General features: G+C 40.8%; 29 protein-coding genes and 1 pseudogene. 24 read left to right on the top strand and 6 right to left on the bottom strand.

Annotated elements, in window-relative coordinates:
* The first annotated feature begins 57 nt into the window (after positions 1-57).
* Both ypjB and IE339_RS05755 read left to right on the top strand, forming a co-directional pair.
* Positions 58-825, top strand: a complete 768-nt coding sequence (gene ypjB, locus IE339_RS05750; RefSeq protein WP_242174473.1) for a sporulation protein YpjB — start codon at positions 58-60, stop codon at positions 823-825.
* A gap of 67 nt (positions 826-892) precedes the next feature.
* A complete protein-coding gene (locus IE339_RS05755) occupies positions 893-1,579 on the top strand; it encodes a zinc metallopeptidase (protein ID WP_242174476.1) in 687 nt (228 codons plus the stop codon).
* 41 nt (positions 1,580-1,620) lie between these two features.
* Here IE339_RS05755 and IE339_RS05760 read toward each other — a convergent pair whose 3' ends face one another.
* Positions 1,621-2,490 (bottom strand): YitT family protein, encoded by an 870-nt coding sequence (locus IE339_RS05760; RefSeq protein ID WP_053399792.1) that lies wholly within the window; start codon positions 2,488-2,490, stop codon positions 1,621-1,623.
* 146 nt (positions 2,491-2,636) lie between these two features.
* On the opposite strand from IE339_RS05760, the gene IE339_RS05765 reads away from it, so the two are divergent.
* The 19 genes from IE339_RS05765 to IE339_RS05855 all read left to right on the top strand — a co-directional run bounded on the left by IE339_RS05765 (position 2,637) and on the right by IE339_RS05855 (position 20,350).
* Positions 2,637-2,987 (top strand): nucleotide pyrophosphohydrolase, encoded by a 351-nt coding sequence (locus IE339_RS05765; protein WP_053400100.1) that lies wholly within the window; start codon positions 2,637-2,639, stop codon positions 2,985-2,987.
* A complete protein-coding gene (gene dapB, locus IE339_RS05770) occupies positions 2,984-3,781 on the top strand; it encodes a 4-hydroxy-tetrahydrodipicolinate reductase (RefSeq protein WP_242174483.1) in 798 nt (265 codons plus the stop codon). The genes IE339_RS05765 and dapB overlap by 4 nt, the downstream gene beginning before the upstream one ends.
* A 24-nt stretch (positions 3,782-3,805) precedes the next feature.
* Entirely contained in the window at positions 3,806-4,216 is a 411-nt protein-coding gene (mgsA, locus tag IE339_RS05775) for a methylglyoxal synthase (protein WP_242174492.1), read from the top strand.
* A 1-nt stretch (position 4,217) separates the two neighbouring features.
* Positions 4,218-4,934, top strand: coding sequence for a bacillithiol biosynthesis deacetylase BshB1 (gene bshB1 / locus IE339_RS05780; RefSeq protein ID WP_242174505.1), 717 nt, complete (start codon positions 4,218-4,220; stop codon positions 4,932-4,934).
* A complete protein-coding gene (gene bshA, locus IE339_RS05785) occupies positions 4,931-6,061 on the top strand; it encodes an N-acetyl-alpha-D-glucosaminyl L-malate synthase BshA (protein ID WP_242174530.1) in 1,131 nt (376 codons plus the stop codon). Before bshB1 ends, bshA begins: the two co-directional genes overlap by 4 nt.
* 12 nt (positions 6,062-6,073) lie before the next feature.
* Entirely contained in the window at positions 6,074-7,261 is a 1,188-nt protein-coding gene (locus tag IE339_RS05790) for a CCA tRNA nucleotidyltransferase (RefSeq protein ID WP_242174535.1), read from the top strand.
* On the top strand, positions 7,246-8,232 hold the full coding sequence (locus IE339_RS05795) for a biotin--[acetyl-CoA-carboxylase] ligase (protein ID WP_242174548.1): 987 nt from the start codon (positions 7,246-7,248) through the stop codon (positions 8,230-8,232). Before IE339_RS05790 ends, IE339_RS05795 begins: the two co-directional genes overlap by 16 nt.
* A 244-nt stretch (positions 8,233-8,476) precedes the next feature.
* Entirely contained in the window at positions 8,477-9,310 is an 834-nt protein-coding gene (gene panB, locus IE339_RS05800) for a 3-methyl-2-oxobutanoate hydroxymethyltransferase (protein WP_242174580.1), read from the top strand.
* Between the two features lies 1 nt (position 9,311).
* Positions 9,312-10,157 (top strand): pantoate--beta-alanine ligase, encoded by an 846-nt coding sequence (gene panC / locus IE339_RS05805; RefSeq protein ID WP_242174592.1) that lies wholly within the window; start codon positions 9,312-9,314, stop codon positions 10,155-10,157.
* A gap of 91 nt (positions 10,158-10,248) precedes the next feature.
* Positions 10,249-10,632, top strand: coding sequence for an aspartate 1-decarboxylase (gene panD, locus IE339_RS05810; protein ID WP_242174594.1), 384 nt, complete (start codon positions 10,249-10,251; stop codon positions 10,630-10,632).
* 131 nt (positions 10,633-10,763) lie between these two features.
* Positions 10,764-13,583: an ATP-dependent DNA helicase DinG gene (dinG, locus tag IE339_RS05815; protein ID WP_242174599.1), complete on the top strand. Its 2,820-nt coding sequence runs from the start codon at positions 10,764-10,766 to the stop codon at positions 13,581-13,583.
* 9 nt (positions 13,584-13,592) lie between these two features.
* The gene (locus tag IE339_RS05820; protein WP_242174609.1) at positions 13,593-14,351 is read left to right on the top strand and encodes a ComEC/Rec2 family competence protein; all 759 of its coding nucleotides are present in this window, start codon (positions 13,593-13,595) and stop codon (positions 14,349-14,351) included.
* Positions 14,352-14,560: 209 nt separating this feature from the next.
* Complete coding sequence (locus IE339_RS05825; protein WP_083446386.1) at positions 14,561-14,731, top strand: YpmA family protein; 171 nt, start codon at positions 14,561-14,563, stop codon at positions 14,729-14,731.
* A gap of 12 nt (positions 14,732-14,743) precedes the next feature.
* Positions 14,744-15,250 carry a cell wall elongation regulator TseB-like domain-containing protein gene (locus tag IE339_RS05830; RefSeq protein ID WP_053399804.1) on the top strand — a complete coding sequence of 169 codons (507 nt, stop codon included), beginning with the start codon at positions 14,744-14,746 and terminating at the stop codon, positions 15,248-15,250.
* 180 nt (positions 15,251-15,430) lie between these two features.
* Positions 15,431-16,615 carry a pyridoxal phosphate-dependent aminotransferase gene (locus tag IE339_RS05835; RefSeq protein ID WP_242174620.1) on the top strand — a complete coding sequence of 395 codons (1,185 nt, stop codon included), beginning with the start codon at positions 15,431-15,433 and terminating at the stop codon, positions 16,613-16,615.
* Positions 16,616-16,827: 212 nt separating this feature from the next.
* On the top strand, positions 16,828-18,120 hold the full coding sequence (gene asnS, locus IE339_RS05840) for an asparagine--tRNA ligase (protein WP_242174623.1): 1,293 nt from the start codon (positions 16,828-16,830) through the stop codon (positions 18,118-18,120).
* 209 nt (positions 18,121-18,329) lie between these two features.
* Entirely contained in the window at positions 18,330-19,034 is a 705-nt protein-coding gene (locus IE339_RS05845) for a DnaD domain-containing protein (RefSeq protein ID WP_242174633.1), read from the top strand.
* 141 nt (positions 19,035-19,175) lie between these two features.
* Positions 19,176-19,832, top strand: a complete 657-nt coding sequence (nth, locus tag IE339_RS05850; protein ID WP_242174636.1) for an endonuclease III — start codon at positions 19,176-19,178, stop codon at positions 19,830-19,832.
* Complete coding sequence (locus IE339_RS05855) at positions 19,829-20,350, top strand: YpoC family protein (RefSeq protein WP_242174638.1); 522 nt, start codon at positions 19,829-19,831, stop codon at positions 20,348-20,350. The genes nth and IE339_RS05855 overlap by 4 nt, the downstream gene beginning before the upstream one ends.
* Before the next feature lie 26 nt (positions 20,351-20,376).
* Here the strand turns inward: IE339_RS05855 and IE339_RS05860 are convergent.
* A pseudogene (locus tag IE339_RS05860) lies at positions 20,377-23,251 on the bottom strand (PBP1A family penicillin-binding protein).
* 64 nt (positions 23,252-23,315) lie between these two features.
* Entirely contained in the window at positions 23,316-23,915 is a 600-nt protein-coding gene (gene recU, locus IE339_RS05875) for a Holliday junction resolvase RecU (protein WP_242174651.1), read from the bottom strand.
* A 423-nt stretch (positions 23,916-24,338) separates the two neighbouring features.
* Here recU and IE339_RS05880 point away from each other — a divergent pair, with 423 nt between their 5' ends.
* A complete protein-coding gene (locus IE339_RS05880; RefSeq protein ID WP_242174653.1) occupies positions 24,339-25,235 on the top strand; it encodes a DUF2515 family protein in 897 nt (298 codons plus the stop codon).
* Between the two features lie 60 nt (positions 25,236-25,295).
* Here IE339_RS05880 and IE339_RS24655 read toward each other — a convergent pair whose 3' ends face one another.
* Positions 25,296-25,418 (bottom strand): hypothetical protein, encoded by a 123-nt coding sequence (locus IE339_RS24655; protein ID WP_277933950.1) that lies wholly within the window; start codon positions 25,416-25,418, stop codon positions 25,296-25,298.
* 211 nt (positions 25,419-25,629) lie between these two features.
* On the opposite strand from IE339_RS24655, the gene IE339_RS05885 reads away from it, so the two are divergent.
* Complete coding sequence (locus IE339_RS05885) at positions 25,630-25,881, top strand: hypothetical protein (protein ID WP_242174656.1); 252 nt, start codon at positions 25,630-25,632, stop codon at positions 25,879-25,881.
* Positions 25,882-25,933: 52 nt separating this feature from the next.
* Complete coding sequence (locus IE339_RS05890; RefSeq protein WP_242174659.1) at positions 25,934-26,308, top strand: YppE family protein; 375 nt, start codon at positions 25,934-25,936, stop codon at positions 26,306-26,308.
* Between the two features lie 21 nt (positions 26,309-26,329).
* Here IE339_RS05890 and IE339_RS05895 read toward each other — a convergent pair whose 3' ends face one another.
* Both IE339_RS05895 and yppF read right to left on the bottom strand, forming a co-directional pair.
* Positions 26,330-26,497, bottom strand: coding sequence for a hypothetical protein (locus IE339_RS05895; protein WP_169775921.1), 168 nt, complete (start codon positions 26,495-26,497; stop codon positions 26,330-26,332).
* A 127-nt stretch (positions 26,498-26,624) separates the two neighbouring features.
* Complete coding sequence (yppF, locus tag IE339_RS05900) at positions 26,625-26,813, bottom strand: YppF family protein (RefSeq protein ID WP_053399814.1); 189 nt, start codon at positions 26,811-26,813, stop codon at positions 26,625-26,627.
* Positions 26,814-26,895 lie beyond the last annotated feature (82 nt).

A 26,895-nucleotide genomic window follows, 5' to 3' on the forward strand; every position in this document is an offset into this window, starting at 1 on the left:
TGGTCTACTCTTGTCCCTCTTCTCATAAATAGTATTAGAAGCTAGAGGGGGGATAAGATGAGGGTCTTACTAATTGGGTTACTATGTTTTTTCATGATGCATCAAACAGCGTTTGCGAAGGAAAACGAATACTGGAAAGACCTAAATCTACTCTCTGATGAGGCACTAGAGCTAGTGAAGCAGGATCAGCTCACAGAAGCAGAAAAAATGCTCACTCAATTTTCAGATCAGTTCGTGCAGCTTAATATTCAAGCTTTACACATAACGATGGATGATTTACGGGTGCTGACGGTTAGCCATGAAGAAGCCATACAGTCGCTAACAGCAACGCTACCACTAGATGTGAAGGTACGTAAGGTCATGCAGTTTCGCCTGCTAGTTGATGCACTTCAATCAGAGCATCAGCCCCTTTGGACAGAGATGGAAGGTCCCATTATGACAACGTTTAAGCAGTTAAAGACAACCGCTGCGCAGGGGCAAAAAGATTTATTTCAGCAGCAGCTCACACAGTTTTTAAATCAGTATGAAACCATTGAACCGAGTGTAAAAGTAGACATCAAATCTGAGTTCGTGCAAAAAATGAACGCCCATCTGAATGAGCTTGATACGCAGGCAACGGATGAAGCAGCACAGATGAAACAGCTAAATGAGATGGAGAAGGATTTGAAGGAGCTTTTTCAAAATGTAAAAGACAACGGTGTCGATTCCTCGCTGATCTGGATGATGGTTACAACAGGAAGTATTATTATCCTTACATTATCTTACGTTGGATGGAGAAAATACAATGGAAACAATATTATTACTCATCATCCACAGGAGCTTTAAGTTTGACATGAAACCTTCATGTTGAATAAACTAGTAACAAATACATCTTTACTGGAGGATTGCTTGAATGGGATATGGATATTTGATTTACTTCCTTATTATTGTTCTTGTTCCAATTTGGGCTCAGTTCAAAGTTAAGGGCGCATACAAGAAATATTCGGAAATCTCCAACTCTTCTGGAATGAGTGGTGCTGAAGTTGCACGTAAAATCTTAGATGAGAATGGATTATATAACGTAGGTGTGGAACCTGTTGGAGGATTTTTAAGCGATCATTATGATCCTCGAGATAAAACAGTCCGCTTATCAGAAGGTAACTACTACGGCACGTCGGTTGCCGGTGCGGCTGTTGCAGCCCATGAAGTAGGGCATGCCGTTCAAGATAAGCAAGACTATGCGTTCTTACGCTTCCGTCATCGATTAGTCCCTGTTGCGAATTTAGGATCTAACTTATCGTGGATATTAATACTAGTCGGAATGCTTGCTAATATATCGAATTTGCTGCTTCTTGGGATTGTCTTTATGGCGGCAGCGGTTCTTTTCCAACTCGTGACGCTCCCAGTAGAGTTCAATGCATCGAACCGTGCGATGGATCAGCTCGTATCATCTGGTGTGATTCGCAATGATGAGGAGAAGGAAACGCGTAAAGTATTAAATGCCGCAGCGATGACGTACGTTGCTGCAGCCGCAGTTGCCGTACTAGAGCTACTTCGCTTAATTTTAATTTACACAGGCATGACGAGAAACGAAGACTAACAAAAAAGAGGCTGAGGACAATTGTCCTTAGCCTCTTTGCTTTAGCGTTCGAGCGGTTGTTTGTTTTCATCTAATGTAAATCCTTCACCTAGCACATCGTGCACTTCACTAACAGATACAAAGGCATGAGGGTCAATAGACGTAATAATTTGTTTTAAACGGAAAATTTCATTTCGGCCTACTACGCAGTATAGAACGTTCATATCTTGTTTCGAAAATGATCCTTGGCCCTTTAAGATGGTCACGCCTCGATCCATCTCTTTCATAATCTTTTGAGAAATGTCCTCGTTTTTACTTGAAATAATGGTCGCTCCACGAGCCGCATATGCACCTTCTTGCATAAAATCAATCACACGAGCGGCTACAAATACGGCAACAAGCGTGTACATTGCTTGTTTGTAGTCTAAATAGACAAGGGAGATTGCGATAACACAGAAATCAAATAAAAACATCGTTTTTCCCATATTCCAGCCCACGTATTTTTGAACGAGACGTGCAATAATATCAACTCCGCCTGTCGTGCCACCAAAGCGGAAAATAATACCGAGCCCTACACCGATAAACACCCCTGCAAATAGGGCAACAAGGAACATATCATGACGAAGATTAATATGCAGCGAATAGCGTTGGAAAATCCAAAGAAAGAGTGAAAGTCCTGCTACTCCTAGTACCGTATAAAAAAAGGATGTACGACCTAACTGTTTCCATCCGATAAAAAGCAATGGGATGTTTAATACTAAGTTACTGTAAGATGGGTCTATATGAAACAGGAAGTACAAAATTAGTGTAATTCCAGTCAAGCCACCTTCTGCTAGCTTATTTTCCATGTTAAAATTAACGAGTCCGAATCCAAAAATAGCGCAACCTATTAAAATAAAGATAATATTTTTCAGTTTAATACCCGTAAACATATGTACCTCCTGATATTCACTTGAATCACTACCTTAATATAATAGTGTAAAGTATGAGTATTGGTAAACCCCCTAAACGTATTGTTTGTCAAAAAAGAGGGTTTTAGCTAACATGAAGAAAAAAGATGATAAAAGAGGTGAAGAAAATGGCTGAAAAGACGATGCAACAGCTTCAAAAAGAAGTTGATACATACATAAGTCAGTTTAAAGAGGGGTATTTTAGCCCACTTGCGATGCTCGCACGCATGACGGAAGAGCTTGGTGAATTATCAAGAGAGATTAACCATTTTTACGGTGAAAAGCCAAAAAAGAAAACCGAAAAGGCTCGTACAGTAGAAGAGGAAATGGGCGACGTTTTATTCGTCTTAATTTGCTTTGCCAACTCACTTAACATTGATCTCCAAGAAGCACATGACATGGTAATGGAGAAATTTAATACGCGTGATAAAGACCGATGGACAAAAATTGAAGACACAGAGGGAGAGAGTACAAAATGACAACACGTATCATTTTAGCAGGACCACGAGGAAGAATGGGATTAGAGGCGTTAAATTTAATTGCCGATACGGAGCACTTTGAGTTAGTCGCTGCTTTGGATCGCACGAACAAAGGGAAATATATTGATGAGGTTGTGCCAACATCATCTCTTCATGCACCTATTTATACAGATATTGATGAATGTTTAGCAGAAGTAGAGGCCGATGTATTAGTTGATTTAACAACACCTGAGATTGGCCGTGTACATACGAAAAAAGCGCTTGAGCACGGTGTTCGTGCAGTAGTCGGAACAACAGGCTTTTCAGAGGCAGATCTTACAGAACTGCGAACGTTAGCAGAAGACAAGGGCATTGGCTGTATTATTGCACCTAACTTTGCGATTGGTGCGATTTTAATGATGAAATTTTCACAAATGGCTGCAAAATATTTCGAAGACGTCGAAATTATTGAGCTTCATCACGATCAAAAATTAGATGCTCCGTCTGGTACAGGCCTAAAAACAGCTGAGCTTATTTCAGAAGTTCGTGAATCGAAAAAGCAAGGTCATCCGGATGAAAAAGAAACGATTCCAGGTGCAAGAGGCGCAGATTATGACGGTATTCGTCTTCATAGCGTACGTCTTCCTGGGCTTGTGGCACATCAAGAAGTGTTGTTTGGCGGGTTTGGCCAATCACTAACCATTCGCCATGATTCCTATAATCGTGCATCCTTCATGTCTGGAGTAAAAGTGTCGGTTGATACGGTTATGAAGCTTGATACGCTTGTGTACGGACTTGAAAACATTATCGAGTAAGGTTTATTAAAAGGGGGTACTGGGATGAAAATTGCGTTAGTTGCACATGACAAAAAGAAAAATGATATGATTCAGTTTACGACTGCGTATAAATATGTGTTAGAGGATCATGAACTGTTTGCGACGGGTACAACAGGGAAAAAAATAATGGAAGCGACCGGTTTATCCGTGCATCGTTTTCAATCAGGTCCGCTCGGAGGCGATCAGGAAATTGGGGCTTTAATCGCTCAAAATCGCATGGATATGGTTATTTTCTTCCGTGACCCACTAACAGCGCAGCCTCATGAGCCGGATGTTTCAGCATTAATGCGTTTATGTGATGTGTATGCCGTTCCACTTGCGACAAATATGGGTACGGCAGAAATTCTTATACGCGGGTTAGAACGAGGGGATTTAACGTGGAGAAACATCGTACGAGGTAAAAAAGGAGAGTAAAATGAGTATTCAAAAGCTAGATGTATTAGCATTTGGCGCCCATGCCGATGATGTTGAAATTGGTATGGGTGGGACAATTGCTAAAATGGTCGAAAGCGGCTTAAAGGTAGGAATTTGTGATCTTACTCATGCCGAATTATCTTCAAATGGGACGGTCGACATTCGAAAAGAGGAGGCAGCAAATGCTGCTGCTATTCTAGGGGTAGAAGAGCGTGTTCATTTACATATTCCGGATCGAGGGTTATTTTTAACGGCGGATTATATTCGTGAAGTAGCCTCCATCATTCGCAAGTATCAGCCTAGACTAGTCTTTGCCCCATATTTCGAAGATCGTCATCCTGATCACGGAAATTGCGCACGATTAGTCGAAGAAGCGGCCTTTTCAGCAGGTGTCAAAAATTACCGAGACGATCACGATCAGCCTGCACACCGAATAGAAGCCCTTCATTTTTATGTAATCAATGGCTTTCAAAAACCGCATTTTGCCGTGGATGTATCGACAACCTTTGAAAAGAAACGTGCGAGTTTAAACGCATATGAAAGTCAGTTTGTTCAAACAGAGACAACGTTTACGACCCCGCTTGTTAATGGCTACATTGAGACGGTAGAGAGCAGAGACCGTTTGGTAGGAAAAGAGGTTGGAGTGTTATACGCGGAAGGGTTTTTAACAAAAAAACCGCTATTATTACATGCTGACTTAATAGGAGGGCAAGAATGAAACTCAAAATTGGAATCGTGTGCTATCCCTCTGTAGGTGGTTCAGGTGTTGTAGCAACAGAGCTTGGGAAACTTCTAGCTGAAAAGGGACATGAAATTCATTTTATTTCATCGAGCATGCCTTTTCGTCTGACGAAAGTTTATCCGAATATTTATTATCATGAAGTCGAAGTGAATCAATATTCGGTGTTCAAATATCCTCCTTATGATTTAGCGCTTGCTTCCAAAATAGCAGAGGTAGCAAAGCGAGAGGAGTTAGATTTGATTCACGCGCATTACGCTATTCCTCACGCTGTGTGCTCTTATTTGGCTAAAAAGATGGTAGGCGATCATTTGAAAATTGTCACGACGCTGCACGGAACCGATATTACGGTTCTTGGGTATGACCTATCCTTAAAAGATTTAATCAAGTTTGGGATCGAGCAATCTGATGAAGTCACAGCCGTCTCAAAAGCGCTCATTGAGCAAACCTATGACTTAGTAGCTCCAGATAAGAAAATCGAGCCCGTGTATAACTTTATTGATGAGCGCGTGTATCGTCGAACAGACATGTCTCATTTGCGTACAGAATATGGAATTGAGGAGCATGAAAAAGTGCTCATTCATATTTCGAACTTCCGCCCTGTGAAGCGTGTAAAAGATGTGATCGAGGTGTTTGAACGCGTAAATAAACAAGTTCCTTCTAAGCTGTTACTTATCGGTGATGGGCCTGAAATGACAGGTGTTATAAGCGAAGTGCAAAAGCGGAACCTAGATGAGCGCGTATTATTTCTTGGGAAACAGGAAAATGTCGAAGAACTTTATTCGATCAGTGACGTAAAGTTGTTATTATCGGAAAAAGAAAGCTTTGGTTTAGTTTTACTTGAAGCAATGGGCTGTGAGGTCGCTTGTGTAGGTACAAACATCGGAGGAATACCAGAAGTTATTGAGGACGGAAAAACGGGCTTTATTTGTGAGCTTGGTGACGTCGAGGATATGGCGGCTAAGACGCTAAAACTTCTACAAGATGAGAAATTGTATCATGCTATTACTTCTCAAGCGCTGTCAGCTGTCAAAGAACAATTTCACTCAACGACGATTGTGGATCAATACGAACAAATTTATTACCGAGCACTCGGCAGAATCTAAAAGGAGATTATGATGAACGAACCTTTTATTCGTCCTATGACGATTATTGAAACGTTAGAACAACATGGGCACGAGGCGTATTTTGTAGGTGGTGCTGTACGAGACGTGATTATTGGTCGTGAAATTGGAGATGTTGACATTGCTACATCAGCAAAGCCAGAAGAAGTGATGTCCCTATTTTCGAAAACGATTCTTGTTGGAATTGAGCACGGGACGGTTGTGGTGGTATTAGACGGTGAGCAATATGAAGTAACGACTTTTCGGGCGGAAGGGGAATATGAAAATTTCCGCCGCCCTGCTTCCGTTCAGTTTATTACGTCATTGACGGCCGATTTAGAGCGTCGTGACTTTACCATTAACGCAATTGCCATGAACAAAGATGGCGAATTGCTAGATCCTTTTAATGGGCAGCAGGCGATTAAAGATCGCATCATTTGTACGGTAGGAGAAGCAAGAGAGCGATTTACAGAAGATGCGCTCCGAATGATGAGAGCCCTTCGCTTTGTCAGTCAGCTTGGGTTTCAGTTAGAAGATCGGACCAAAGAAGCCATCAAGCAACATAAGTCGCTGCTTCAGCACGTTTCCATCGAGCGAATAACGATTGAATTTGAAAAGATGCTCTCAGGTCGATTTGTGAAACAAGCGATTACGTTGATGAGTGAAACCGGCGTACATGGATTCCTTCCGGGGCTTGATGGAGCGGCACGTTCTCTTGCAAAAGTGGCGAACAGTCACTTAGGAGAGTTAAAGGAACAAAATGAGTTGTGGGCGCTTTTATTGCTCGTTCTTGAGGAAGCAGAGTGTACCGCTTTCCTTAAAAAATGGAAGCTGTCAAATCGAAGCATTAAAGAAATTGAATTTGCTGTGGCTGCATTTGAAGCCGTGAACAGGGACGGATGGACGGCACAAATTTTATATACATATGGTCTTGAGCGTGCGTTAAATGTGGTTCGCCTTCAACGTGCGTTTGGGATTGCTTCCCTTCAGTTTAATGAGGTAAAAGAATGGTATGATCGCCTTCCTATTCACTCGCTTAAGGAGCTAGCAGTAAAAGGAACAGACCTTATGAGTTGGACTGGGAAAAAGGGCGGCCCTTGGCTTTCTGAGACGCTTCAATTGATTGAGCAGGAAGTAGTAGCAGGGCGTTTACAGAACGAGCAAAGCGCAATAAAGGAGTGGCTGAAATGCAATCAGCAATGAGAAGAAAGCTGTTAGAAATCTTTACGAATGCCGAAACAGATTATGTATCAGGTCAAATGATTAGTGAAAAATTGAATTGCTCACGAACAGCCGTCTGGAAGCATATTGAAGATTTACGAAGCGAAGGATATGAGCTAGAAGCCGTTCGTAAAAAAGGCTATCGTATCATTCGTGTTCCAAATAAGGTTACCTCAAATGAACTATTGCTCGGTCTTCATACGAAGCGAATGGGTCATCATGTTCACTACGAAGAAAGCGTAGAATCGACGCAAAAAATAGCGCATCGTCTTGCTCAGGAGGATGCGGTAGAAGGAACCGTTGTCGTAGCGGAAGAGCAAACGTCTGGTCGAGGACGCTTGGATCGCGTGTGGTATTCGCCGAAATACACGGGAGTTTGGATGAGTATTATTTTGCGTCCGACTGTCCCGCCACAGCAGGCACCACAGCTCACACTATTAGCTGCGGTAGCGATTGTACAAGCTATTGAAGAAGTAACCGACCTGTCTCCTGATATCAAGTGGCCCAATGATATTTTAATTAACGGGAAAAAGCTTGTAGGAATTTTAACAGAAATGCAGGCAGATGTGGAGCGCGTTCATTCCGTTATTGTTGGGATAGGCATTAATGTTAATCAACAGTTATCTGATTTTGCGCCGAATATCCAAGCAATCGCGACGTCGCTAGCAATTGAAAGTGGACAAGAGATTAACCGAGCAGAGCTTATGCAGACGATTTTCTTAAAGCTTGAAAAATTATATGACGACTATCTTACGCACGGATTTAAAGTTGTCAAGCTGTTGTGGGAAAGCTACGCGGTTACGATCGGAAAGCAGATTGTTGCACGCACGCTCCGTGAGACGATTGAAGGTACCGCAAAGGGAATTACGGATGATGGAACGCTCCTTTTAGAAGATCTACACGGAAAAGTTCACTACATTCATTCAGCAGATATTTCGCTTAAAAGTAAGTAAAAGATAATACTGGTCAATTTTAGATAAGTTTTTTATAATACAGATATCAGGGTAGTATCGAAAGAACTGCACCTATTATCTGTATTTTTTTATGTGAAATTAAATAGGATTCTGCCTTGATCCAGAATAGGGACTAGGACAGAGGGATGAATATACCGATGTGAACCGATCCTTCTTTCCTGTGGAAAGAAGTTTTTTTATATGTTCGGTACTTCATTTCCTCTACAATTAAAGGAGGAAGATGATGAAAACGAAAATGGATTTTTTAAAAATGAAGCAGCAGCATGAACCAATTGTTATGCTAACGGCGTATGACTATCCATCTGCAAAGTACGCGGAAGCGGCAGGAGTGGATATGATTTTAGTTGGTGATTCTCTTGGAATGGTCGTATTAGGATATGATTCAACGATTCCCGTAACGGTAGATGATATGATTCATCATACAAAAGCGGTAAAACGAGGAGCGACAGATACCTTTATCGTAACCGATATGCCGTTTATGTCGTATCACTTGTCAAAGGAAGATACAATGAGAAATGCAGCTCGAATTATTCAAGAGAGCGGAGCACATGCGCTGAAGCTTGAAGGAGCGGGTGAGGTGCTTGATGCGATTCGTGATATTACAAATGCGGGTGTTCCTGTTGTTGGCCATTTAGGCCTTACTCCGCAATCGGTTGGAGTTTTAGGTGGATACAAAGTTCAAGGACGAGACGCTGAGGAAGCGAAAAAGCTAATTGAAGATGCGAAAAAATGTGAAGCGGCAGGGGCTATTGCGCTTGTGCTTGAATGTGTTCCTCGCCAGCTGGCAGAAGAAATTTCAAAGCAGCTATCGATTCCAACGATCGGAATTGGAGCGGGTGTAGAAGCAGACGGACAGGTGCTTGTCTATCACGACGTATTAACTTATGGAGTTGAGCGCGTACCGAAGTTTGTGAAGCAATATGAATCGCTTCGTGAACCGATTATGTTTAGCCTTAGTCAGTACGTAAAAGAAGTGAAGGCTCGTCAGTTCCCAGCGGAACAGCATACATTCACAATGAAACAAGAACAGCTTAGTGCACTTTACGGAGGAAAATAACTTGAAGACGATTACGCATATCCACGAATTACAGCAGACGATCAAACAAGAGCGCTATGAAGGGAAAACGATTGGCTTCGTTCCAACGATGGGCTACCTTCATGAAGGTCATCAGTCCTTGCTTAACAAAGCCCGTGAACAAAACGATGTCGTAGTGCTCAGCATTTTTGTCAATCCAACACAGTTCGGACCGAACGAAGATTTAGACGCATACCCCCGCGATTTTGAACGAGACCAAAACGTAGCCAAAGAAGCGGGAGTGGATTATATTTTTTATCCAGACGTGAACGAAATGTATCCAAACGAGCCGTCAATCACTATTCAAGTGACGAAGCGCGTCGACGTTCTTTGTGGGAAATCACGTCCAGGTCATTTTGACGGTGTTGCGACGGTTCTAACAAAGCTGTTTAACATCGTAACGCCAGACCGTGCTTACTTCGGTATGAAGGATGCTCAGCAAGTAGCCGTAGTAGAAGGGCTTATTGAGGATTTCCGCTTCCCGATTGAGCTAATAGGAGTTCCGACGGTTAGAGAAGCAGACGGCTTGGCAAAAAGCTCGCGCAACGTGTATTTAACAGAAACTGAACGAGCACAAGCACCTGCTATTAACGAGGCGCTACAAGCTGCAAAAGCACGCATTGAACAAGGGGAGAGAAATACGTCCGTTCTTTATGCGGAGATTGTTTCTCAGATTGAAGAAAAAACGGACGGCGTCATTGATTACGTGGAGATCTATTCTTACCCGGAATTAGAGCCCATTCAAACGCTTAAAGGCCGCATCATTATCGCGGTTGCAGTCAAATTCTCAAAAGCACGTTTAATTGATAATCTAACGATGGAAATTTAACTGTATGTGCTTCATAAAGTTCACTTAACTCTATGAAGCACATGTAGCGGAAGAAATGTTTAGTCAAACTACTAAAATGGGGGACGTAAGTATGTTTCGTACGATGATGAATGCAAAAATTCACCGTGCTCGTGTCACGGAAGCTAATTTAAATTATGTAGGTAGCATTACAATTGATGAAGATATTATTGATGCGGTAGGAATTGTAGCTAATGAGAAAGTTCAGGTTGTGAACAATAATAACGGTGCACGCTTAGAAACATATGTGATTCCGGGTCAACGAGGGAGCGGCGTTATTTGTTTAAACGGTGCTGCTGCACGTCTTGTGCAACCGGACGATATTGTGATCATTATTTCGTATACGCTTGTACCGGAAGAAAAAATCGCCAGTCATCATCCGACTGTTGCGATTATGGATGAACATAATCAAATTACACAGCTACTAAAGCAAGAGCCTGCTCATACGATCTTGTAATGACATAAAATAGGATTTTGTAGAAGGATTAAAGCATCTGCTGATAATTTTTATTAGTAGAGTTGCTTTAATCCTTTTTAATTTGACGATATGTGCATTATACTAAGAAGGATGGAAATGAGGTGTTAACTATGAGCAACAGGTTTGTGGTCATTGATTTAGAAACAACTGGCCATTCACCAAGACAAGGCGATCGAATTATTCAGTTTGCAGCGGTAGTAATTGAGAATGGAGTAATGGTGGATCAATTCTCAAGCTTCGTGAATCCGCATATGAATATTCCGCCTTTTATCGAACAACTAACAAATATTACAGATGATATGGTCGTTGATGCCCCATCATTTGAAGAAATAGCTCCTAGAATTTTAGATCTATTGCGTGATGCGTATTTTGTCGCTCATAACGTAGCATTTGATTTCTCGTTTCTTCAGGAGGAATTAACGAGATGCGGATATGGAATGTTGTACAACTCCACCTTAGACACGGTTGAGCTAGCTAGAATACTTTTACCAACGGTAGATGGTTACAAGCTAAATCAGTTAGCTGATTATTTGGATATTGAGCATAGCAACCCTCATCAAGCAGATAGTGATGCTGAGGTGACCGCTCATATTTTGCTGTCGTTCATTGGTAAGATGCGAAATTTACCGCTTGCAACGTTGCGTCAGCTTGAACAATTATGTTTGCATTTGAAAAGCGAAATAAGTGAACTTATACAAGACTTGTTGTATGAAAAAGAACAGCATCTAGAAGAAGAGGATGGACGATTTCTGTGGTTGAACGGGGTGGCGCTAAAAAAACAGCCGGATTTTCAGCCAACACGTGAAGAAATGACGATGTCCTTCCAGGATTTTATGACGGAAAAAGAGCAACAGCTTCCGACTGTGTTTCCGGTGTACGAAAGACGAAATGCACAGTGGGAAATGATTGAGAAAGTATATGAGGCGTTCTCAAATCAGAAACACGCGCTAATTGAAGCAGGCACGGGCGTTGGAAAGACGTTTGCTTATTTAATGCCGGCGCTTTATTATGCGCTTACTCACCGCGAACGCATCGTAATTTCAACACATACGATTACGCTTCAGCATCAGCTGATTGACCGGGATCTTCCCATTTTACATAAGCTATTTCCTGCTTTTTCAATGGTCGTATTGAAGGGTCGGAATCAATATTTGAACATTCGTAAGTTCATAAATCTACTAAAAGAAACAGATAATAATTACGACTCCATTTTAACGAAAGCTGCTATTTTAGTATGGCTAACGGAAACGGAGACAGGTGATATTGAAGAAGTGAATCTTCCATCTGGAGGGAAGCTCGTATGGAGTCAGATGAGTGAGGCTAATCCTTCTTCTTTGGATCTTCGTGAACCGTGGCGAAGCTATTCGTTCTACCAGAGAGCCCGTGAAAAGGCTAATCAGGCAGACGTTGTCATTACGAATCATCGGTTGCTTTTAATGGATATCCAGCATAAAAATTCACTACTGCCGCCGTATGATCGAGTGGTTGTCGATGAGGCGCATCATTTGGAGAGTACGGCCAGCGAAGAGTTAGGCGTGCAAATCGATTACTTTTCGATTCACAACGTTCTGACAAGAATCGGGACGTTAGAAAAAGAAGACAGCTTATTGTCAAAAGCAAGTGACGTTCTTCAAAAAATAGCGCTCCCTGGGCGAAGCGTAGTGAAAAATCTTCACAAGTTACTAAACGATGTTCGAGTTGAGGTGGACGATGCGTTTCGTCTCATTCATTCCTATGTGAAAGGAAAGGTGAGCGAGGAATCTCCAGACGGAGGGCGTATTAGCTATCGCTATCAAGTAGGGAACGAAGCAGGCCGACACTGGTCTGTAATTGAGGAGACAGGTTCACGAGTTCGTTTTCTACTCCATGATGTTTTACAAATCATTGATGAACAACTGTTAATTAATGAAGAGACTCCCCAGTTGTTAAGCAAGCAAGAATTGCATCAGTTGAACGAATTTTTAGGGTTGTGCACAGAGCTAAAGAGCATACGAGAAAAGCTTCATTTTCTGTTAGCACAGTCACATGATAATGCTGTCACATGGATGGAAATTGAACCAAGAGGAGCGGCAAATGCGACGTATCTTTATAGCCAGCCCGTAGATGTGGCAACGGAACTTGCAGAAAACTTCTTTAAAGAAAAGAAAAGCGTTGTACTCACGTCTGCTACGCTTACAGCGAATCAGTCGTTTACGTATATTATGAGGGAATTAGGACTGGGCGAGTTTGATCCATTAACACTGTCCGTGCCTTCACCTTTCCGCTATGACCTGCAGGCAAAAGTATTTATTCCGGAAGACATGCCGTCCATTAAAGAAGTGACGCTAGACGAATATAGCATGATTTTAGCTGAGAATATTATTGATATTGCGTCCGTGACAAATGGTCGAATGCTCATGCTTTTCACGTCGTATGAAATGCTCAAAAAGACGTATCAGTATGTAAAAGAATTTAATCAATTAGACGAATTTGTGTTGTTAGCACAGGGCGTTACAACACGAAATCGAAACAGATTGATGAAGGATTTCATGCAGTTTGATAAATCCATTCTTCTAGGAACGAGCAGCTTTTGGGAAGGAATTGATATTCCAGGTGAAAAGCTTTCATGCCTTGTAATCGTACGGTTACCATTTGCACCGCCAGATCAGCCTATTGTAGCAGCAAAGCTTGAAAAAATAAAAGCTGAAGGGAAAAGTCCTTTTATGGACTACTCGTTGCCTCAGGCTGTTCTAAGATTTAAACAAGGATTTGGACGTTTAATCCGAAGTACGACAGATCGTGGGGTCGTGTACATTTTTGATAGACGTATTACACAAGCGGACTACGGAAAGTTTTTCTTGCAGTCTCTGCCAACGGTTCAGGTGTACGAGAAGCCTTTTCATATGCTATTAAGTGATTTGCAGAACTTTTGGACGACAATCTCAGAATGAGGCGATAACATGAAACGGGTACTGTTCGTGCTTTTACTTCTTCTTTCCATAACAAACGTAGGAAACGCAGCATCCTTACAGGATATTAACGTACAATTAAATCAGAAAGAAGCGCTAATTACGTTTTTTCACTTAAAAAATGGGGAAGCAACGTTACTACAAGATGGATTTGGGAAAGCCATTTTAGTGAATACAGGCGGAGAAGGGAGTAGTAGGGAACTTTACTCTCATCTCCGCGCGATGGATGTTAACCGAGTCGATGCGATTATTGTGACAAAGGAGGAATCCCCCTATAATGCAAACGTATCGTACTTTTGTAAAAGACTTCATCCAGAACAGGTGTACAGAACAGTACCAAAAGACGGAGTGACTCTGCTTAAAGATCAGCAGTCACTTCCTCTGTCAACAAAACTTCATCTGCAAGTAATAAAAACCGGCAACGATGGGGCTGATTTACTGATTGAATTCGGACAGACCAAGCTTATATACATGTCTACGGATCAAAGTGATGTGGATCTAGAAAAGTCTTTGCAGAAGGTAAGTATTATAAAAGTGCCGCACTTCGGTGAAAAACCGCTTGGAGAGCCTTTTCTTAAAATGACGGATCCACATGCGGCCATTATTTTTCATCAAAGTCAGCGTCAACCGAATGCCGAGCTTCTTGAGCAATTGAGCGAACACTGGATTGACGTCTATCAGCTAGCCTATGTAAGCGTTGCGGTTAAATTGAAGGAGGATACGTATCAGCTCATTACACTTCCAAAATAAAAAAAGGCAGCTGGAAAACAGCTGCAAAAAATGGTGGTGTGGACTCGGAAGGGTTTATTGTTAAAAGTTAAAAATATTTTTCGACAAACGTTTCTTCACTGTTATAATAATGGTTGAAATCATTTGTAGGTGTTGCTTTGTACTTTTATTGTGACCGTCAAATGTACAAATATGATTAACAATTTTGTGATGTAAAGGGAGGAAATAACATGGAAAGTAAAATTGAAGTTTTATCAACTGTCCGTATTCAGCATTCAGAGGATTTATATAAAATCGTCGACAGCTTAAACCGAACGTTAAAAAAGAAAGATCTTATGTTTGGCCTCGCACTAGATGAAGAAGACCAAAATACAGCTGTATTTACAATCTATCGTACGTAAGAAGGTATTATCATGAAAAAATGGATTATTAGTGTAGTTGCTCTGTTACTTATTTTTCTTATTTGGCAGTCAGTCTCTGTATACAACCATACGTTCAAGACCCAGGAAAAGGTCGAAAGCAAAATGGAAAAGACGGTAAAGGAGAAGGCGAACTTAAAAAGCGTCAGTAGCATAACTACGTACTATGGTGATGAGACGTACTACGTAGGGCGCGGTAAAACAAAGAAAAACGAGAAAGTTATCGTATGGATGCCGAAAAATCAGAAAAAACATGATATGATAGTAAAAAAAGTGAGTCAAGGCATTACGAAAAAAGAAGTAAAAGAAAAAGTTCAAGCGGATAAAAACCCTGAAGAGATTAAATCCATTCGTTTAGGGGTTACAAAAGACGATCAAACAAACAAAGAGTATCCGGCATGGGAAGTGACGTATGTCGATTCTGAGAATCGCTTTACATATTACTACGTTGCGTTTGAAACTGGAAAGTTCACGAAGCTTTATCGCTTGTATCAATCTTAATTCTCGAATTCAGGTCAGAACATAGAGAAAACGTGCAAGATATTGTGAATGATTAAACATATGCTGTGAGCAAAAGCGTGTTCAGCTGGATTTCGGGGGCGTTTCATTCGGTGAGCGTTCACGAAGACTAGAAGAATAAATTCGAACAATATTTACTTTTAATTGTAGGGGGAGATTTCGTTGAAACTAGCCAAACGAGTATCAGCACTAACACCATCTTCAACTCTTGCGATCACCGCAAAAGCGAAAGAATTAAAAGCAGCAGGTCATGATGTGATTGGTCTAGGTGCTGGAGAGCCTGATTTTAATACGCCTGAACATATTATTGAGGCAGCTGAAGCTGCGATGAAAGAAGGACATACAAAGTATACGCCTGCTGGAGGGCTTGCTTCTTTAAAAGAAGCGATCATTAAAAAGTTTGAACAAGATCAGCACATTCAGTATGCGGCAAATCAAGTTATTGTATGTTCTGGTGCAAAGCATGCGCTCTATACATTGTTTCAAGTGCTTTTAGATGAAGGAGACGAAGTCATTATCCCAACACCATATTGGGTAAGCTATCCGGAGCAAGTAAAACTTGCGGAAGGAACGCCTATATATGTGGAAGGAAAAGAACAGAATCACTTTAAAATTACGCCTGAGCAGCTAGAAGCGTCCATTACAGAGCGTACAAAAGCAGTTATTATTAACTCACCTAGCAATCCAACAGGGGTTATTTACAGCGCTGAAGAGTTAAAAGCGTTAGGCGAAGTTTGCTTGAAGCATGACATTCTTATCGTGTCTGACGAGATTTATGAAAAGCTTGTGTATGATGGTGCCACGCATACGTCCATCGCGGAGCTATCTCCTGAATTAAAAGAGCAAACGATTATTATTAATGGGGTATCTAAATCACATTCCATGACGGGGTGGCGAATTGGATATGCAGCAGGAAATGTAGACATTATTAAAGCAATGACAAATCTTGCGAGCCACAGTACGTCAAATCCAACGTCTATCGCACAATACGGGACAATCGCTGCATATGAAGGAAGTCAAGAGCCTGTCGAAATGATGCGCAGTGCGTTCGAAGAACGTCTAACGATCATTTATGATAAACTTGTTCAGCTTCCAGGATTTAGCTGTGTGAAACCCCAGGGGGCGTTCTACTTGTTCCCGAACGTGTCCGAAGCAGTGAAGATGACAGGTTTCTCAACTGTAGATGACTGGGTAGCAGCCATTTTAGAAGAAGAAAAGGTAGCACTTGTTCCTGGATCAGGATTCGGAGCACCTGATAATGTACGATTATCTTATGCGACGTCTCTTGATTTAGTCGAAAAAGCGATTGAGCGCATTGAACAGTTCATGAATCGCCACATGAAATAAAAAAATAGCAAAGGTAAGACATTCTTTTGAAAAGGGTGTCTTACCTTTTTTCAATGACTGTGTGAGACGAGAATAAAGCTTGCGTTCATAAAGAAAATAAAGGGGGATGTTTCCTTTTGAAGGTCACCCCTTGTTATTATGTGTGTCGAATTGTATAATGATAGGGATTATACATACTATTTGTACTGTAAGTTCTTGGAGGGGTTTATATCGTGAAGATTACGATTTCAGAAGTAAACAAGCACGTTGGCGAAGAAGTAACCATTGGTGCTTGGCTTGCAAATAAACGTTCAAGTGGAAAAATCGCTTTCTTACAGCTTCGTGATGGTACGGGCTTTATGCAAGGCGTTGTTGTTAAAGCAGAAGTAGGAGAAGATGTATTTCAACTTGCGAAGTCCACAACGCAAGAGTCTTCTTTATATGTAACAGGTGTTGTACGTGAGGACGAGCGTTCACCGTTTGGTTATGAATTAACGGTAACGAACGTAGAGTTAATTCATGCAGCGGTTGATTACCCGATCACACCAAAAGAGCATGGCACAGAGTTCCTAATGGATCATCGTCATCTTTGGTTGCGTTCAAAACGTCAGCATGCGGTAATGAAAGTGCGTAACGAAATCATTCGTGCGACATATGAATTTTTCAATGAAAATGGATTTACAAAAATTGATCCGCCAATTCTAACAGGAAGTGCTCCTGAAGGAACAACGGAACTATTCCATACAAAATATTTTGATGAAGATGCTTATCTTTCTCAAAGCGGTCAGCTTTACATGGAAGCAGCTGCAATGGCGCTTGGAAAAGTGTTCTCATTCGGTCCAACATTCCGTGCTGAAAAATCGAAAACTCGTCGTCACTTAATTGAGTTTTGGATGATCGAGCCGGAAATGGCGTTCTGTGAATTTGAAGATAACTTACAAGTGCAAGAAAACTACGTATCACATGTGGTTCAATCTGTGCTTAAAAATTGCTCATTAGAATTAAATACGCTTGGTCGCGATCTTTCTAAATTAGAAAACATTAAAACACCATTCCCGCGTATTACGTATGACGATGCGCTTAAGTTCTTACATGAAAAAGGATTTGATGATATTCAGTGGGGTGATGATTTCGGTTCACCGCACGAAACGGCAATTGCTGAAAGCTATGACAAGCCTGTATTCATTACGCACTATCCAACATCTCTAAAACCTTTCTACATGCAACCAGATCCAAATCGTGAAGATGTTGTGTTATGTGCAGACTTAATTGCGCCAGAAGGTTACGGTGAAATTATCGGTGGATCAGAGCGTATTCATGATAACGACCTACTGCAAAAACGCGTGAAAGAACATGAGTTAGATCCTGAAACATACAAGTGGTATTTAGAACTTCGTAAATATGGTTCTGTACCCCATTCTGGATTTGGACTAGGATTAGAGCGTACAGTGGCATGGATTAGCGGCGTTGAACACGTACGTGAAACAATTCCATTCCCACGTCTACTAAACCGTTTATATCCTTAATCTATAAACGTCTACTCATTAAAAAGTGATATGTTATCACTGTCATATGAACCGTCGTGAACGTCCGATTAAAATGGATAGCATGGCGGTTCATCTTATTTTTTAGGGCATAATGAAAAAAGATCCAGTCGTATTTAATAAAAAAATTATCTCTACACTTTTTAAATCAAGAAGGACTTCATGGTATACTTACAATTGAGGTGTTCAGAATGGAAAAAAACAAAATGGCCGAGTGGTTATCAGAAGGAAGCGTCGCAATTCCGAAGCTCCTTATGAATCATTACGCTGAATTAGGATTAAATGAACAAGAGTTTATGATGATCTTACACATTCATGTAGCAATTGAAGGAGGAAATGATTTTCTAACTCCTGAGGAAATGTCTAAAAAGATGAGCATCTCAGCTGCTAAATGCATGGAAGTGTTAAGAAAGTTACTAAAAGAAGGGTTTATTGGCATCGAACAAAAGCACGATCCTTCTTCAATGATTGCTGAATTTTACACGCTTCAGCCGCTTTGGTATAAACTTGTTTCCTTGCTTTTTGACGAAAGTAAAAAGCATAAGCAAATTGAGCAAGAAGAAGAGGAAGCAAATTTATACACGATGTTTGAAAAAGAATTTGGACGGCCTCTTTCACCGTTTGAATGTGAAACGCTTGCGATGTGGCAGGATCAAGATTATCACGATGTTGTGATTATTAAAGCTGCTCTTAGAGAAGCGGTCATGTCAGGGAAACTGAACTTCCGCTACATTGATCGTATTTTATTTGAATGGAAGAAAAATGGCGTCAAAACGATTGAACAAGCGAGAAATCATGGTCAGCGCTTTCGACAGCATCAACAAACGAAAAAGCAAGCAGTCAGTCAACCACAGCGCAGCAATGCCATTCCGTTTTTCAATTGGCTTGAGCAATAAGATGGATAGTCGTCGAAACGAAAGATCTTTGCACATCAATAGAACCTGCTCGTTAGGTTGTTGAAAGGATGATTTGAAACGATCACTACCGTTTCGAATGATCCTTTTTTAGTTTGAATTGAGAAAAAGTGAGGGAAGGCTATGTTAACGTTAAAGCAAATTCGATTTTGTTTGGACACAATGGCTGAAATGTTTCCAGATGCACACTGTGAATTAAACCATCGTAATCCATTTGATTTAGTTATTGCCGTTGTGTTGTCCGCTCAGTGTACAGATGCACTCGTTAATAAGGTTACGACGGAGTTATTTAAGAAATATCATGTACCAGAGGATTATTTAGCTGTGACAGAAGAGGAGCTACAGCACGACATTCGTTCCATTGGTTTATATCGTAACAAAGCGAAAAACATTCGAAAGCTTTGTGAGGATCTCATTCATGTGTATGGAGGGAACGTACCTGAAACACAGGACGAGCTCGTAAAGCTAGCAGGGGTAGGTAGAAAAACGGCCAATGTCGTGGCATCAGTTGCGTTTGGTGTGCCAGCTATTGCGGTTGATACACACGTAGAGCGCGTCAGTAAGCGTCTCGGCATTTGCCGCTGGAAGGATTCTGTTACGGAAGTAGAAAAAACGTTGATGAGAAAAGTGCCAGAAGAAGAGTGGAGCGTAACGCACCATCGTCTTATTTTTTTCGGTCGTTATCACTGCAAGGCACAGTCACCTCAGTGCGACATTTGTCCACTGCTTGAACTTTGCCGTGAAGGTCAAAAGAGAATGAAGGGGAGGGAGAAAAAATGAGCGAATGGGTGATCCCAAAAGACTTTCAGCAAACACCTTTTTTTCAGGATTCTTCTCTAGCATTGCGTATAGATGTGGAAAAAGATTTTGAAGAACAGCTTCATGATGGTTACTTTCTATATGATATACAAGAAAAATTAGGAGAGGGAGTAGTCAAGCCTTGGACGAATGCTTCTCTTTATATTCCGATCGTGTTTCGATGTTGGAAAGAGGAGAAAGTGAAGATTGGTGAAGTTTTTCAGCAGCGTAAAAACAAAGAGGCAAAAGAACCGATGACTCGCTGGGTAGCACATTTTATTAGCGTTTTATTTTGGATGAATGATCAGCCTGTTCCTAGTATTGTTCACTTGAACGAGCAGATTCCGACGCTGGCTTATAAACCAATTAATGTGTGGGAACGCCTTTCATTCGTGCTTCAACGTCCGTACCTGCATCACAGCTATAGTCAGCTTTCTGAGCTGTACACTGAAATTGAAAAAATCTATTATAAAAAGTCGATTATGAACATAAAAAAATGAACCGTGCGATGCGCACGGTTCATTTTTTATGGGGTTGGAGAACTTTCAGGTTGATCTGTTGAGTCTCCATTCCCTGGATTTTTTCCTGGATTACTTGGTTGACCTTGACCAGGAGGCGTTGTTCCTGGAGTTGTCGGCTGTCCTGGCTGACTTTGACCAGGAGGTGTTGTTCCCGGATTTGTTGGTTGAGTAGGCTGCTGGTTATTGCCGCCTCCTGTATCACCATTTCCACCGTTGTCTCCACCTGTATTACCGCCATTATTTCCACCATTGTTACCGCCGTTGTTTCCATTGTCATTTCCGGATCCGTTTCCGTTTCCGTTATTGTCTCCCGGGTTCTGGCCGTTATCTTGACCATTGTTTCCACTGTTGTCTCCCGGATTTGTCTGACCGTTATCCTCACTACCTTGATCTTCATTAGGATCAGGGGCATTTGGATCTGTTCCTGGATCTTGATTTTCATCCGTTTGACCTGGGTCTTCTGCCGGCTGTTCTTCTTCGCCACCAGGAATGCTTACACTTGCATACGATGGGGCACTACGAACGCCGTCATTTACGGCTACGACCTTGAATTTATAGCTTGATCCTGGGTTCGGATTCGGCAGCGCAACGTTTAACTGATTTGTCGTTGTGAGCTGCTGAGCTCCACTACCATCAACTGAAACGCTCACTTCAAAGGATGTCTTACTCATATCCTCATCTGGATACGACCAGTTTAGGTAAATGTGATTGGTTACAGCATCATAGTTAGCAGAAAGACCCTGAGGTTTTTTTGCACTATTTGCTTTGAATTTCTTCGATACTTTTGTTGGCTCAGTACCTTTTACAAAGTATTCATAACCAATTTTATCTTTTGGTGTGTAAGCACTTGGCTTGCGCGTAGGGAACGAATCTTTTTCAATCGCTACTTTTTCTACGCTATCCGGCTGCTTAAACTCACCCGTTTTCTTACCTTCTGAAACATGACCTACGACCTTTTTAAAGACTTCTTTTGCGAAGTTTTTCTCAGTCGGACTTAAAATATAGTTTTTACTGTTTGTTTTTTCATACCCTGTCCAAACAGCTGCCGTGTATTTAGGGGTATAACCAGCAAACCAAATATCTGGTACCCCATTAGAAGGAATATCATAGCGATCTCTAACTTCTTTCGGGAAGTTTGTTGTTCCCGTTTTACCAGCTACAGGAAGACCTGGAATAGCGGCTTTTTTACCTGTTCCGTCTTCAACAACGGAACGCATCATTTCTGTCAAAATGAATGATGTATAGTCTTTCATCGCTACTTTTGGTTTTGGACTTAAGTCCATCTCTGTTCCATCTGGGAAGACAACCTTTGTCACAGTATGAGGTTTGTTGTAAATCCCTTCATTACCGAAAGCACTATACGCACCTGCAAGCTGCATTGGCGTAATCCCATGCTCAAATCCTCCAATAGAGTAGGATTCTGGAATGCTTTTTTCAAGTGGAATGCCAAGACCTGTTGCAAATTCACGGGCTTTATCCGCTCCAGCTGCTTGGAATGCTTTAAGAGCTGGGATGTTACGAGAATCTGCTAGAGCCTGACGGATGGTCATCCAGCCTTTGTACCCACCCTCAAAGTTTTTAATTGGGGTACCGTTCGTATACGAATAGCCTTCTTCATCGTTAATTGGTTCAGCCGTAGACCACTTTAATTTATCTACAGCAGGGCCGTAGTCTAAAATTGGTTTGATCGTAGATCCGGGCTGTCTAGGGAAGTCTGTTGCAAAGTTAAGTCCGCGCGCTACGCGATTTCTTCCTCCACCAATGGCCTGAACTTCACCTGTTTTTGTGTCTAATAACACCATTCCGACTTGGAAGTCTTTATTCGGGTATTGAACAATCTCATCCGTATTCATGGCGCGGTCCATATAATCCTGTGCATCTGGATCAAGTGTTGTATGGATTTCTAAACCAGCTGAGAAAATGTCAGCACCGGTTTTTTCTTTGATTTCCTTAATAACTTGGTCCACGAATACCGTGTACTTGTCTTCTGTTTTGTCTTGTTTCACAAGACCTTCTGTAATCGGCACCTGTTGGGCTTTTTGCGAATCTTCTTTCGAAATAAATCCGTGTTTTGCCATTAGCATTAACACCGTATCGCGGCGATTCTTCGCACGATCTGGGTTAACGTAAGGGTTATACGTTGTTGGTGCTTTTGGTAATCCAGCAAGCATCGCCGCTTGCTCGATTTTTAAGTCTTTTAAATCTTTTACGCCATAGAAATGATCGGCGGCTTCTTTGATTCCGTAAACTGGTGCAGAGCCTGATGCAAAATAAATTTTGTTTAAGTACATTTCCAAAATTTTATTTTTGGAGTACTTTTGCTCCAATTTGAATGATAGCCACATTTCCTGTACTTTACGCTTAACGGTTTTTTCAGGTGATAAAACAGAGTTTTTCACAACCTGCTGGGTAATCGTACTTGCCCCTTCAGATCCAAATCCGTCTTTAAAGTTTGCCAGTACAGCGCCTCTCCTAGACGATAGAAGTCCACACCGTGATGCTTGTAAAAGCGAGCATCTTCAGTTGCAAGAAATGCGTTTTTTACAGATTCAGGAATTTCATCATAATTCGCATATGTACGTCTATTAATTCCAAGTTCTGCAATTTTGTTGCCATATTTTTGTCATAAATTTTAGAAGAAAGGGGATCTTTCAGCATTGAATCATCAATTTTCGGTGCATCACTAATCATTGCAAAGAAAGTTGCCGCTCCTGCAATGACTCCGATAATACCGAGTAAAAGGATCGCGACAATGATTTTACGAAAAATACCTCCACGCTTCTTTTTATTAGGTTTTCCACTGCCGGAAGGTTTTTGCTTTCCTTTTCCTTCAGTAGATTTCTTTCTTCGTTCTTCACGAGAAGTATAATTCTCAGACATAAATACTCCTGCCTTTCAAGAAGTGATAAGAGAATGATAAAAACAAAACATATATATCATACTCTTAAAAATACAATTTATCTATTATTTTTATATAATCAATCCGTGGATGAAAGCCGTATCGGATGAGAGACCCCTTTTCTTCAACGTCTTTCTTTGGAATTGATTTTCGTCCGTCTTGTTTCATTTTTTCCCAATATGGAAACAAGTCTTCAGCTCTTAATAGATAAATTTCTTCTGCAGCAGTGAACATCAGGATGACAAACGCAATTCCTTGTTGTTTCACTACCTGTTTCATATGGTGGATTTGATGCTCATGAAAATTTTGCAGCGGAAAAGATGTTTTATTCTTCGTTTCCTTTGCTTCAAAATCAAGATATTTCCCTCGATATACTCCGTTGTAATCGGTTGTAGAAGCTTGTTTAAAATAGGCTTCTTTGATAACTGCCGCACTTCGTTTTGGGTAATCCACATTTACAATTTGAACGGGAGTTGGTTTTTTATGTACAACGGCAATATCATGTGATAAATAATATTGATTTGATTCATTCAAATCTTCTTCAAGCGTCATTCCACGGTTGCTATAGGTTGATTCCTTAACGGTTCGCGCTTTTTCCTTAGGCGAAGCAGGTGTATAAACCTTCCCATTAGGATACCTGATCATCCACAGTCAACCTCCTTCATAAGTGCATCAGAAACATATACTATATCATAACAAAAAACGGACGACTATGGATAATTTAATTATAGCATTCGTACGGTGAACCGTTTTCTGACCGCTCTGAGACAACATCACTGTTTAAAATATGAACGTCCTCTTCTCATATTTTAAACAAAATGGAAAACAATATAAGCAACCCACTATAGCTTTTGAAACAAAAGCCATGCTTATTCTAATACGGTCCTTTTATGAAAGCAATAGTATCCATGAAACTTCCCTCTATAGAAGGGATAGGGAAGGGCTTTAATTAGTTACATACGCCTATTTTATAACGGCATTATGTTGTATATCACACACAAAAGAAAGATGTGAAGACTTATCGATCGTTTACTTTCATCTATCATGCAACAAACGTCTTCCTTCAATATGGATAATATTTCCCGGACAGAAGCATATGCAAACTACTATAAAAAGTACCCAGAAATTAAATGGTCGTTTTTAGCAAGTATGGTGTCTCGAAATGCAGGATGGAACATGTGCGATTTAGAAGGAGAATGGATGAGTCAGGGTATTAACGAGCAGCAACGAAATATTCTGTTTCAAACGTATGAGCGTGCCAACTGGCTTATCTTTCAAGATGCCTATCCGCAGCTCTTACTGTATGAAGCATCTTTGCAACATCAAACGCCGCTTTTTCATCTTCTTTCGCATTTCGGTGTTTCTAAGTTCATGCAAGAACAGTGGGGGGAGTTTTGGAAAACAAGGGATGAGAAGGTGCTTATGCATGCCTTAATTGTGAACGAACAGAACATCATTCAAAATCCTGTCATGAAGCACCCTTTCTATCAAAAAAAAGTATTTAAATCGTTTGTGTTTCAATTTCAAGACTGGTTGCATTTTAGCTCGGTTCTTTTCCCTACTATAGAAGGTGAGTTATATGGGTGCTCTGTTCATCATTTTTGGAACGTATCCAAGCGAATTGAGCTGGGCAAAAAGCTAGCACAGCTTCTTTTTGATCCCGTACTATATCCTTCATTTTTGAAGTTTTCACAAAAGACTGTTCATACGGGTTCTAGATATGACTATGAGCAGTATTTTCACCTTCAAAAAAGACCAACGACGCCAATCCTTCGAGTAACGTATCCAATTGTCCAGCATCATCAGTCCGAAACAAATGAGTGGCACGTGCGGAAAGGGAAAGTAGAGCGTTGGATGAAGGCTCCGGTAGTGCTGAAGCAAACTCATCTGACGAACTGGTATCAGAAAAAAGAGATTGAGCTTCATATGCTAATCTTGGCCGAGCAGTGGTGGAGGAAGAAATAACGAAAAACCTCAACGCGACAAAGTTGAGGTTTTTTTATGTGTGATTTTGTTGCTTAATGGTTACGTAGATGGACGGTTAGGACCGTTTAACTTCTTGTCCACAAAGCCTTTACTTCCTGGTTCAACTTGTGATGTTGTTTTATTTTGCTGATTTTTTTGGTTTGTTTGAGATTGTTTTGACATGTTCAACACCTCCTGCTGTTAGTTTTTGCACAGCGGTTCTTTTCATGCATGAAAGTGAAAAATGCTGTCGAAATCTCTTATCCAATAGAGAAAACCACTTTCTTTGCCGAAATAGTTCTAGTTTTGTCAGATGCAAAGGTGTTTGTATTTGAAAAGAGAATATACTTAAAACAAAATCATTTGTGAAATTGAAGGACATGGAGGGATCAAGATGAAAAAGAAATTTGTGAAGAAAGATGAGGTTCTCTCATTATTAGATGATCTATTCCAGCAAATCGAAGCGGTTGAACGTTATATTCCATTTCAAATAAATGAACATCGATATGCAACAGAGCAGCACTTTCAAGAGAAGGCAAGTCATATTTCTAACTGCTTGTATGACCTGAATAAAGCGACAGACGAAACGAGTGAATCTGAAGGATATACGTGGGAATCCAAGCGCCTCCTGCTTCGCACAGTATAATGTTCAATTTCTTTTATTCATGATACACTGTCATCTAGAGGTGAAGGAACAGATGGCAGATGTAATTCAAACGTTAACAAGCTATTTGCATAAAGAAAATGAAAAAGCACTGAGAAGACTCGAGCAAAGACTTCAAGAAGAAGGGTACGAGCCTGATTTTTTCGGAGAAGTAAAGCCATACGTGGATGAATTTTATCCGAAGAAAGATGAGTGGCAGGAGCTGTGCAAACAGTGGATCAAAGAAGAGAAGCCGAAATATATCGCTCCAAATCAAATTGATTCCACCGAAGAAAACTTGAACAATGTCGTGTTACAATCATTTTATAAGGATACAAAAGTGAAGCGCTTTAAGCAAATGTATCAAGCGAATAAATACGTGCTAGAATCCATTTTAACATACAAGGAAAAAGGCAATGAGTACATTTAATGGTTCATTGCCTTTTTGACGTTATTTTTTCGTTTTTTTGACGGATACCGGACGATCTCCTTCAGCTGCTACTGGTTCAATTGCAAACTCCACCGTTTCGTGTGTTTTTGCTTCAACCGCTTTTCCAGACTCCGGAAGCTGATGATCGTGTCCTTTTGTTTTATGATTAAAATGTTTTCCTCTGCTCATAAGGGTTCCTCCTTTGATTGAATAAGTACCCTTATAATATGAGAAAAGCGAGAAGAAAATATGGCTGGGAAATTAAAAAAGAGAACGTACCAAATGTGGAAAAAGGTTGGCCCGTTCTCAAAAAAAGTTAATTTTCAAATAAAAAATCAGGTTTTTGAGCACCGTGATGCTCAAGTTCGCGAGAAAGTTCCTTATACTCAGTAATCGTAATTTCTCCTTTTAAGTACTTTTGTTGGGCAAAATCCAGTAATTCATTATGCTGTGGTTCATACTGCTTATGGTTTTTAAAGTGTTCACGAAGTGCTGTAACTTCCATGACAATCCCTCCTAGTACCTTTTTTCCATCGTAACATGAATTTTAAAAATAGACCGAATTCCAAAAATTTAAACTTTCGACA

Source organism: Priestia koreensis (genome assembly GCF_022646885.1).
In the GTDB taxonomy this organism is placed as follows: Bacteria; Bacillota; Bacilli; order Bacillales; family Bacillaceae_H; genus Bacillus_AG; species Bacillus_AG koreensis_A.